The sequence below is a fragment of the Arthrobacter sp. 05L45_2 genome (assembly GCF_056397525.1).
The window spans coordinates 1-9,051 of the sequence record NZ_JBFTNO010000130.1 but is presented as its reverse complement, the minus strand read 5'-3'; the positions used below and the strand labels follow the sequence as shown (position 1 = coordinate 9,051).

Genomic DNA, 9,051 nt, shown 5'->3' with positions numbered 1-9,051 from the left:
CCCCTGGACGGTGTGGGAGTGTCCGGTGTGTGAGTGTCCGGCGCCCATCAGCAGTTCAACCTCATGCCGAAAACTTTACGGTGTCGGCACCCCCCGGCTATGCCGGCACGATGTTCTGGTTGACGTGGAAAAGGTTCTGCGGATCGTAGGTGGCCTTGACCTCGCGCAGCCTCTGGTAGTTCGGGCCGTAGTTGTCCGCGACCCGGCCTGCGTCATCGCCGTCCATGAAGTTGATGTAGCCTGCGGTTTCGGAGAAGGGCTGCAGCGCGGCCGCGTAGTCCCGCACCCAGGCGACGTTCGCCGCCGTGTCCGCCGGGTTCTCCCAGTGGCAGGCGATGACCGGGGAGAACTTGGCGTTCCGGTTGGGAAAGGCCGTGTCCGTGGCACCCACCCGGTGCACCGCCCCGTCGATCGGATAGATGTGGACGGCGGTCTGCACCGTGGGTACCCGGGGCGCGAACTCGAGGTGGGCGTTGATGGCCCCGTCGTTGAGTTCGGTCAGGAAGGCCGCTTTCCAGTAGGCGAGCAGGCCCTTGGGATACATGGCGTCGAAGGCCGAGTTCAGGGCCGGATACGGCATGGGCCCCACCATGGATCCGGCCACCGGCGCGGCGTCCAGGAACGGCTGCCACCGGGCCGGGCCTTCCGCCGGGTCGCCGGTCCACATGCCGACCACAATGCAGACGGGTTTCCCGTGCCATTCCTCGGGCAGGAACGGGACCGGCGGCCCCTGGTGGAACGCCAGGAACGCGCCGAGCTCTTCGGGCGCGGCGGAAATGTGCTCGCGGTAAAACTTCGCCACGGTCTCGGCGTGCTCCGCCGGGTAGATGACAATGCCGGCATGGACCATGTCCACGGGGTGCAGCCGGAATTCAAGCGAGGTAACGACGCCGAAGTTCCCGCCGCCGCCGCGCAGCGCCCAAAACAGGTCTGTGTTCTCCTTATCGCTGGCCGTCAGGAACTTGCCCTCGGCGGTGACGACGTCGGCGGAGAGCAGGTTGTCGCAGCTGAGACCGAATTTCCGGTCAAGATAGCCGATACCCCCGCCGAGCGTCAGCCCGGATACGCCGGTGGAACCCACGACGCCGCCGGTGGTCGCCAGCCCGAAGGCATGGGTGGCGTGGTTGAAGTCCGCCCAGGTGGCACCCGCCTCCGCCCTCGCGGTGCGGCCGGCCGGGTCCACCCGCACCCCGCGGGTGTTGGTGAAGTCGATGACCAGCGCGTCATCGGCGGTGCCGAACCCGGGGCCGCTGTGGCCGCCGCCGCGGACCGCCACGGCCAGCCCGTTGTCCCGGGCGAAATTCACACCCGCGATCACGTCCGCAACCTGGGACACGCGGACGACGGCGGCGGGCCGCTTGTCGATCATGCCGTTGTGCACCGCCCGCGCGGCGTCGTAGTCCGCATCGCCGGACGTGATGACCTGCCCGCGGACCTGCCCGCGCAGGGCCTCGAAGTCGGTTCCGTTCATTTTTTCTACCGTCGATTTCGTCGTGGTTTCCGACCCGGACGGTGTTCTTGTGCTCCCAGCCGGCATGGCGTCCGGAGGCTTACGAGCACAGGCCTACTCTTCCCCCGGATGGGAGTCAAGAGGTCCGGCCACGCTGCCCGGCGCCGGCGTCGAAGCCGGCCGTCCCATCCCCCGCGCCCGCTGCACCGAATGCCTCTTGGAATGAGGTCCGCGTGGAGTCGCCGGCGGAGCAGCGGCCGGGAACTTCGGCGGGCAACTTATTGTTGATCATTGCAGGGACAAACGACGGGGAGGCACCAGCGTGGCCAGACGCAAGACAGATGACCGGGAGCAAGGCACGGCCGGGACCGGTCCCGCGGCCAGGGCCGAACTGAGCATCGCGGACGCGTCCGGGCAGACGCGCGGCGTCGTCCTGGTCCTGCACGGCGGACGGGCGGACAGCTTCGAGGCCGTCAGGGCCCGGCACCTGAGCCCGGCCCGGATGCTTCCCTTCGCCCAGGCGCTCCGGAATGAGGGCGGCCCGCACGGACTGGCCGTCTGGACCCTCCGCAACCGCTACCGGGGCTGGAACGGGCAGGACATGTCACCGGTCCAGGATGCCCGCTGGGCCCTGGCCCAGATCAGCCTCGAACACCCCGGGGTGCCGGTGTACCTGCTGGGGCATTCCATGGGCGGCCTCACTGCGCTCTGCGTCGCCGACGACGCCCAGGTTGAGGCCGTCGTCGCCCTGGCGCCGTGGCTTGATGCGGCCACCCCCGTGGAACCCCTCGCCGGGCGCCGCGTCCTGATCGTCCACGGCAGCGAGGACCGCTGGACCAGCCCCCGGAACTCATTGGCCTACGCCCGCCGCGCCGAGGGTGTCGCGGGCTCCATCGAGTATGTCTCGCTCAAGGGCGCCGGCCACTTTATGTTCCGCCGGGTCCGGCTCTGGAACTCCCTGGCCAACGGCTTTATCCTTGACGCCTTCGGCAGCAGCGCCGGCACCGAACTCCGGGGCACGGACGCATTCCGTCAGGTCCTGCCTGCTGCTGCGAGCCTCCCGGTGGTGCTGTGATGGCCGCCTTCCCGCTGGACGCGTTCCTGGCCAGCCTGCCCTGGGTGGCACTGGCGCTCGCTGCCCTCCTGGCGGTGATATTCGCCATCGCGGTGCGCCAAAGCCGGCATTCGGTCATCGACACCGTCTGGGGCCTGGGCTTTGTGGTGGCGGCCGCCGTCTCCTGGCTGCTCTCCGCCGGACACGGCGACGACGGCCGGCGCCTCCTGCTGCTGGCGCTGGTGGCAGTATGGGGCGTCCGGCTGGCCCTCCACATCGGGGTCCGCGCCCGGGGCGGCCACGAGGATCCCCGCTACCTGGACATGCTCGCCGCGGCCCCCGGGTCCCGCAACACCTACGCCCTGCGCCGGGTGTACCTGCCGCAGGGCATCGTGATGTTCTTCGTCTCGCTCACCATCCAGGTGGGTATGTTCAGCACCGGCACCCTCGGCTGGGTGGCCCTGCTGGGTGTGCTCCTGTGGATCATCGGCTTCGTCTTCGAAACCGTCGGCGACTGGCAACTCGCTCAGTTCAAGGCCGATCCGGCCCGGCGCGGCACCGTCCTGGACACCGGGCTGTGGCGCTACACCCGCCATCCGAACTACTTTGGCGACGCCGCCGTATGGGCCGGCCTGTTCCTGGTCGCCGCCGACTCCTGGCCCGGCGTGCTGACCATCCTCTCCCCCGCCCTGATGATCTGGACCCTCGCCGGCAAGACCGGGAAACCGCTGACCGAGAAGGCCATGTCCGCCCGGCCCGGCTACAAGGAATACATCGAGTCCACGTCCGGGTTCTTCCCGCTGCCCCCGCGCCGCACACGGAAACCGGGCGGCCGCTGAGATGCCGGGCGTCCGACGCGTCTGGCGTCCCCGCCCGAACGACCGGTTCTACCGGGTGATCGTCCGTACCGGGCAGGCGCTCCGCTGGCTGTTCCGGGTGCAGGTGACCGTCACCGGTTCCGAGCACCTTCCGGCCGTTTCGCGTGACAGTTCGCCTTTCGGTCCCGCACGGCAGGGCGCTTCCCGGCGGGTTGCACCGGGCACCGGCGCGGTGGTGGCCATCACCCACTTCGGCTACCTGGATTTCGCCATTGCGGAGCTGCTCCTGTGGTGGCACAACAAAGCCCAGATGCGTTTCCTGATCACACAGGGCGCCGCCGACCACTGGTTCGCCGGCCCGGCGGTCAGCGCTGCGGGGCACGTCGTCGTCGGGTACGACACCGGAGCCCACGCCTACGACGCCGCCGTGCGCAAGCTCCGGGACGGCGAGTACATCGCGATCCTTCCGGAGGCCGGCGTGAGCCGCAGCTTCCGGGTCCGCGAATGCAAGACCGGCGCCGTCCGGATGGCCGCCGAGGCGGGGGTACCGATCATTCCGGTCTCCGTTTGGGGCGCGCACCGGATCATGACCCGGCACCACGGATTCTCCCCGCTCCGCGCATGGCGGGCGCCGGTCCGGGTCCACGTGGGCGAACCCCTCACCCCGGCTCCCGGCCTGGATGTCGCGGCCGCGACCGCCGGGCTCCGGGAGGCGCTCCAGCACGGGATTGACCTCTGCATCGCCGATTTCCCGCTCACACCGCGGCCCGGTGCCTGGTGGATGCCGGCCGTTCTCGGCGGCGGTGCACCCACCGAGGAGGAACGGCAGCGGCTGGACGACGCCGAAGGTCCGCGGCGCGCGCGCAGCCGCCGCTAACCCCTTCCCGGGTGACCGCGGGCGGCTCCGCCTAGGCGGGGTCGGAGACGATCAGCGTTTCCGCACCGGTTTGGTGTGCCTTGCCGCTCTCCAGCAGGGGCTCGACGACGGCCCGCAGAGCCGTCATCGCGTCGTCCAGTTCCAGGAGGACCGGGTACTGGTAGGCGATGAGGGCCAGCAGGTCCCGGACTGCGGCGCGGGCGTCGTCGTCGGAGAGTTCCGGGTCGTGGCCCAGGAACACGTCCGAGGGCTCACCGCCGGGGTTTGCCCCTGCTGCCGCGTCCGGTGCGCCGCCGGTTTCCGGTCCGCCCTGGGCGTAGCTGACGGCGAAAGCCTGAAGCCTCCCTTTTTTGCTCGCCGGGACTCCCGCACCGAAGGCACTGGCCTTGGCCGCGCGAAGGACGATCGCCCCATGGGCTCCGCTGAGGTCATCGAGGAAGAGCCGCTGGACGGTGGCGATGCTGAGTTCCCCGGGGCTGTCCCAGTGGTGCACGGCCGTGTAGTACCGTCCCACGACGTCGCTCAGTTCCACGGACCCCGTGGCCAGGTCCTCCACCTGTTCGGACGCCGCAGCCTCGGAGCCGTCGCCGAACACGGGCAGCTTCAGTGACCCGGGCTCCACCACTACCAGTCGGGACCGCTGGATCGGGGCCAGGCCGGCCGCCTCGGCGAAAGCGGCCCCGGGCGTGCCGGGCTCCACCTTGGTCCGGAGCCGGGTGACGCCCGACGGCGAGCCGCCGGCCTCGTGCCGGAGCATGGCCAGCAGCGTGGAGCCGATGCCGGRGCGGCGGTGGTCGCGGGCMACCTCCACGTAGGCCCAGAGGCGTTCCGGGTGCAGGGAGGCCTCGTGGACCACGCCTGCCGCGACCGGAATGGCGACGCCGTCAACGACGTCCTCGGCCACAATGCAGCGCCGCCACGGGGCGTTGCCCGAGGGTGCCAGGGCGCCGCGGAACTGCCGCGCCTGGTCGGTCTCCGGGCCGCCCCACATCTCCAGGAGCGCGAGGTCGTCGCCCTCGCGCCACTCGCGGTATGCGATCGCCATGGTCAGGCGCCGATCAGCCGTGCGGCGAGATAGCCCTCCACCTTGTCCAGGGAAACCCGTTCCTGGCTCATGGTGTCGCGTTCGCGGATGGTGACGGCCTGGTCCTCGAGGGTGTCGAAGTCCACGGTGATGCAGAACGGGGTGCCGATCTCGTCCTGGCGGCGGTAGCGGCGGCCGATCGCGCCGGCGTCGTCGAATTCGATGTTCCAGTTCCGGCGCAGCTGTGCGGCGAGGTCCTTGGCCTTCGGGGAAAGGTCCTCGTTGCGGCTCAGCGGGAGCACCGCGGCCTTGACCGGGGCCAGGCGCGGGTCCAGCTTGAGGACCGTGCGGACGTCGACGCCGCCCTTGGCGTTGGGTGCCTCGTCCTCGGTGTAGGCGTCGATCATAAACGCCATAAAGGAGCGGGTGAGGCCGGCGGCGGGCTCGATCACGTACGGGGTGTAGCGCTCGTTGGTGGCCTGGTTGAAGTAGCTCAGGTCCTGGCCGGAGGCCTTGGAGTGTGTGGAGAGGTCGAAATCGGTGCGGTTGGCGATGCCCTCGAGCTCGCCCCACTCCGAACCGCTGAAGCCGAAGCGGTACTCGATGTCGGTGGTGCCCTTGGAGTAGTGGCTGAGCTTTTCCAGCGGGTGCTCGAAGAAGCGCAGGTTGTCCTCCCGGATACCCAGGCCCGTGTACCAGGCCATCCGCTCCTTCATCCAGTACTGGTGCCACCGCTCGTCGGTGCCGGGCTCAACGAAGAACTCCATCTCCATCTGCTCGAACTCGCGGGTGCGGAAGATGAAGTTGCCGGGCGTGATCTCGTTGCGGAACGACTTGCCGATCTGGCCGATGCCGAACGGCGGCTTCCGGCGGGAGGTGGTCAGCACGTTGTTGAAGTTCACAAAGATGCCCTGCGCGGTTTCAGGGCGCAGGTAGTGCAGGCCCTCTTCGCTGGCCACGGGGCCCAGGTAGGTCTTGAGCAGGCCGGAGAATTCCTGCGGCTCGGTCCACTGGCCGCGGGTGCCGCAGTTGGCGCACGCGATGTCCTTGAGGCCGTTCTCGGCGGGGCGGCCCTTCTTCTCCTCGTACTCTTCCTCGAGGTGGTCCGCGCGGTAGCGCTTGTGGCAGGAGAGGCACTCCACCAGCGGGTCGGAGAAGACGTCCACGTGGCCGGAGGCCTCCCAGACCTGGCGGGGCAGGATCACGGAGGAGTCGAGGCCGACGACGTCCTCGCGGCCGCGCACGACGGACTGCCACCACTGGCGCTTGATGTTTTCCTTCAGCTCGGCGCCGAGGGGTCCGTAGTCCCAGGCAGAACGGGAGCCACCGTAGATTTCACCGGCCTGGAAGACGAAACCCCGGCGCTTGGCGAGGGAAATGATCTGGTCAAGAACGGATTTTGCTGCCATGGGAACTCCAATTTCTACAGGGCCGCTGGGTGCGGTCCGTGCTGTCAGCCCCGGGTCACCGGCTGGTTGCCGGGCGGGGTGGTGCGAACGGTGTGATGCAGTGTCCTAGCCTACCGGGCTACCGGCGCTTGAGGGCTCCCCGTGACCAGGGGAGGCTGGCCAGGACAATGGCCGCCAGCGTCAGGATGGTGCCGAGCACCGTGGGAAGGGCGACGACGGTGCCCGGTGCGGGAAGGGCCAGATCGAGGGCGAGCGAGCCGAGCAGCTGGCCTGCGATCATCCCGAGCCCGGTGACCAGGACGCCGAGGCCGCGGACCAGGAAGGCCGCGACGGCGATGAAGACGCAGCCCATGGGGCCACCGAGGTAATACCACCATTCTGAGGGGAGGGCGTTGCCGGGCCCCGCGGCGGCCAGTTTGATGAGCCAGACAAGCCAGAGCAGGATGCCGCCGGCGATGAAGTTCACCAGGGTGGCGGTGATGGGGGTGCCGTAGTGCACCGTGGCCGTGCCGTTCATCGCCTGCTGGAAACTCATCAGGAATCCGGCGACCACCGGCAGCAGTACGGGGATGAGCAACTGGAGCGGGCCGGACCCGCCGGAGCCGGCGGCCGAGGGATCGAAGCGCGGCGACACGGCCCAGGCCACGGCGGCTACGGTCAGGACACTGCCGAGYACCCGGATCCCGGTGACGGGCTTCTTGCCGGCCGGGCCGATGCCCATCCGGTCGACCAGCAGTCCGCTGAGGGTCTGGCCGGTGACGGCGGCGACGGTGAAGAGCGCGACGCCGAGCAGGCCCACCGTGAAGGACTGGGCGAAGACGAACAGCGCACCTATCCCGCCGGCGAGGGCGTAGTAGCGCGGGAACCGCCGCTCCCGCAGCGCCGGCAGGACGGTGGCCAGCCCCGCCCGCCCCTTCGGCAGGCTCAGGGAAATCACGATCATCAGGACCAGGCCGGTGCTGAAGCTGACCACCGCGGCTGCCAGGCCGTCGGCCAGGACGGTCCCCAGGGCGCCGTTGATGCGGCCCTGGACAGGAACGAGGAGTCCGGCCGAAACGGCAAGGAGCAGTCCCACGGGGAGGGGAAGCCGTGGTGCGTGGGTCATTGGTGCCACCTTTGGTCAGGCATTATTGCTTGTATGAGCAACCCGGAAATCGAAGACATCTCCATCCGCGACGACATGATCCGGCTGGGCCAGCTGTTGAAGCTGGCCAACCTGGTCGAGGACGGCGTGGAGGCTGCTGAGCTGGTCAAGAACGGACTGGTGAAAGTCAACGGCGAAATTGACGACCGCCGCGGCCGCCAGCTGCACCACGGCGACACCGTCACCGTGAACGGCCAGACCGTGCGGATCGTCGCCCTCCACGGAGCCTAGCAGCGGCCGGCCCCGCCGGAGGGCAACCGGAAGGGCTCCGTCCCGCTTCGGCGATCGTCGCCGCCGTCGGCCGTTATTTGTTCAGGACCTCATGGGTCAGGAACTCGCCCACGTGGCCGACCTCCTGCTGGTTGATGCCGTGCCACATGCCGGTGTAGAGCACCTTGGTGAGCTTCACGTGTTTGCGCACCCAGCCCATGGTGAACTCGATCTTGTCGGGGGTGATGACGGGGTCCTGCTGGTCGCGGCCCCAGAACATCGGCACGGTGCCGTCGAGTTCCGCGTCGCGGAAGCTCGGATCCGCGCCGGCGTCGACGGCAAACCCGGACAGCCCGACGACGGCGGCATAGCCGTCCGGGCGCTGACGCAGCAGCGTGGTGGCCATGGCCATGCCCATGGAGAAGCCCAGCAGCGTGACCGAGGGGTGGCTGGCCCGCACGGAGTCGATCCAGTCCCGGGTGTAGGCCGCGGCATCCTTGACGGCCTCAAGCGAGTACTCGATGGACGCCGTCAGCGGGAACCAGGTGAAGCCCGGACCAGAGTTCAAAGGCGCTCGCAGCGAGGCCACCACGAACTCGGCCGGCAGCATGTCCGCCAGGCTGAACAGGTCCTGTTCGTTGGCGCCGTAGCCGTGCAGCAGGACCAGCAGGGGCCGGCCTGCGCGGGCCTCTTCGGGTGCGGACCACAGGACGACAGGGGCGGGGAAAGCAGAGCGGGCGGAGGCGGCGTCAGTCATGGCTCCATTCTTGCAGTTGCCGCCCGGTGGCCGGTCCGGTGGCGCAGCTTTGCCGGAAAGGGGCAGGATATGAAGGTGAGCGAAACAGAAGCGATGGAGAATTACCCGGACCGGACTGTCAACCACCCCTGGACGCGCTACGTCGCCATGGGCGATTCCTTTACCGAGGGCATCGGCGACCCTGAGGCGGCCAGCCCGGGCGGCCACCGTGGCTGGGCGGACCGTGTGGCCGAGGAACTGAGCCGCGGCCACGAGGATTTCGCGTACGCCAACCTCGCGGTCCGGGGACGGCTGCTGCAGCAGATCGT

Annotated in this window: 10 protein-coding genes; 5 read left to right on the top strand and 5 right to left on the bottom strand. The window is 69.2% G+C overall.

The window, feature by feature from the left end:
- Window positions 1-97: 97 nt before the first annotated feature.
- Window positions 98-1,471, bottom strand: a complete 1,374-nt coding sequence (locus AC1DHD_RS10955) for an FAD-binding oxidoreductase (protein WP_476879744.1) — start codon at window positions 1,469-1,471, stop codon at window positions 98-100.
- Window positions 1,472-1,772: 301 nt separating this feature from the next.
- Between AC1DHD_RS10955 and AC1DHD_RS10950 the strand changes: the two genes are divergently transcribed.
- Genes AC1DHD_RS10950 through AC1DHD_RS10940 form a run of 3 tightly spaced genes read left to right on the top strand, consistent with a single transcriptional unit; the run spans window position 1,773 to window position 4,199 of the window.
- Window positions 1,773-2,525, top strand: a complete 753-nt coding sequence (locus AC1DHD_RS10950) for an alpha/beta hydrolase (RefSeq protein ID WP_476879743.1) — start codon at window positions 1,773-1,775, stop codon at window positions 2,523-2,525.
- Complete coding sequence (locus AC1DHD_RS10945) at window positions 2,525-3,343, top strand: DUF1295 domain-containing protein (RefSeq protein WP_476879742.1); 819 nt, start codon at window positions 2,525-2,527, stop codon at window positions 3,341-3,343. Before AC1DHD_RS10950 ends, AC1DHD_RS10945 begins: the two co-directional genes overlap by 1 nt.
- 1 nt (window position 3,344) lies before the next feature.
- Complete coding sequence (locus tag AC1DHD_RS10940) at window positions 3,345-4,199, top strand: lysophospholipid acyltransferase family protein (RefSeq protein WP_476879741.1); 855 nt, start codon at window positions 3,345-3,347, stop codon at window positions 4,197-4,199.
- Between the two features lie 31 nt (window positions 4,200-4,230).
- On the opposite strand, the gene AC1DHD_RS10935 is transcribed toward AC1DHD_RS10940, so the two are convergent.
- The 3 genes from AC1DHD_RS10935 to AC1DHD_RS10925 all read right to left on the bottom strand — a co-directional run bounded on the left by AC1DHD_RS10935 (window position 4,231) and on the right by AC1DHD_RS10925 (window position 7,737).
- Window positions 4,231-5,244 (bottom strand): GNAT family N-acetyltransferase, encoded by a 1,014-nt coding sequence (locus AC1DHD_RS10935; RefSeq protein ID WP_476879740.1) that lies wholly within the window; start codon window positions 5,242-5,244, stop codon window positions 4,231-4,233.
- 2 nt (window positions 5,245-5,246) lie between these two features.
- A complete protein-coding gene (locus AC1DHD_RS10930) occupies window positions 5,247-6,632 on the bottom strand; it encodes a glycine--tRNA ligase (protein WP_476879739.1) in 1,386 nt (461 codons plus the stop codon).
- Between the two features lie 118 nt (window positions 6,633-6,750).
- Window positions 6,751-7,737 carry a DMT family transporter gene (locus tag AC1DHD_RS10925; protein ID WP_476879738.1) on the bottom strand — a complete coding sequence of 329 codons (987 nt, stop codon included), beginning with the start codon at window positions 7,735-7,737 and terminating at the stop codon, window positions 6,751-6,753.
- A gap of 33 nt (window positions 7,738-7,770) precedes the next feature.
- Here AC1DHD_RS10925 and AC1DHD_RS10920 point away from each other — a divergent pair, with 33 nt between their 5' ends.
- Entirely contained in the window at window positions 7,771-8,007 is a 237-nt protein-coding gene (locus AC1DHD_RS10920) for an RNA-binding S4 domain-containing protein (protein ID WP_476879737.1), read from the top strand.
- A 73-nt stretch (window positions 8,008-8,080) separates the two neighbouring features.
- On the opposite strand, the gene AC1DHD_RS10915 is transcribed toward AC1DHD_RS10920, so the two are convergent.
- Window positions 8,081-8,743: an alpha/beta hydrolase gene (locus AC1DHD_RS10915; RefSeq protein ID WP_476879736.1), complete on the bottom strand. Its 663-nt coding sequence runs from the start codon at window positions 8,741-8,743 to the stop codon at window positions 8,081-8,083.
- A 69-nt stretch (window positions 8,744-8,812) separates the two neighbouring features.
- Here AC1DHD_RS10915 and AC1DHD_RS10910 point away from each other — a divergent pair.
- The coding region (locus AC1DHD_RS10910) for an SGNH/GDSL hydrolase family protein (RefSeq protein ID WP_476879735.1) at window positions 8,813-9,051 on the top strand (239 nt) is incomplete at its 3' end.

Excerpts from the sequence above, each read along its gene's own strand:
- AC1DHD_RS10940 (WP_476879741.1), top strand. The coding sequence starts at position 3,345 with ATGCCGGGCGTCCGACGCGTCTGGCGTCCCCGCCCGAACGACCGGTTC.
- AC1DHD_RS10955 (WP_476879744.1), bottom strand. The coding sequence starts at position 1,471 with ATGAACGGAACCGACTTCGAGGCCCTGCGCGGGCAGGTCCGCGGGCAG.
- AC1DHD_RS10930 (WP_476879739.1), bottom strand. The coding sequence starts at position 6,632 with ATGGCAGCAAAATCCGTTCTTGACCAGATCATTTCCCTCGCCAAGCGC.
- AC1DHD_RS10920 (WP_476879737.1), top strand. The coding sequence starts at position 7,771 with ATGAGCAACCCGGAAATCGAAGACATCTCCATCCGCGACGACATGATC.
- AC1DHD_RS10915 (WP_476879736.1), bottom strand. The coding sequence starts at position 8,743 with ATGACTGACGCCGCCTCCGCCCGCTCTGCTTTCCCCGCCCCTGTCGTC.
- AC1DHD_RS10945 (WP_476879742.1), top strand. The coding sequence starts at position 2,525 with ATGGCCGCCTTCCCGCTGGACGCGTTCCTGGCCAGCCTGCCCTGGGTG.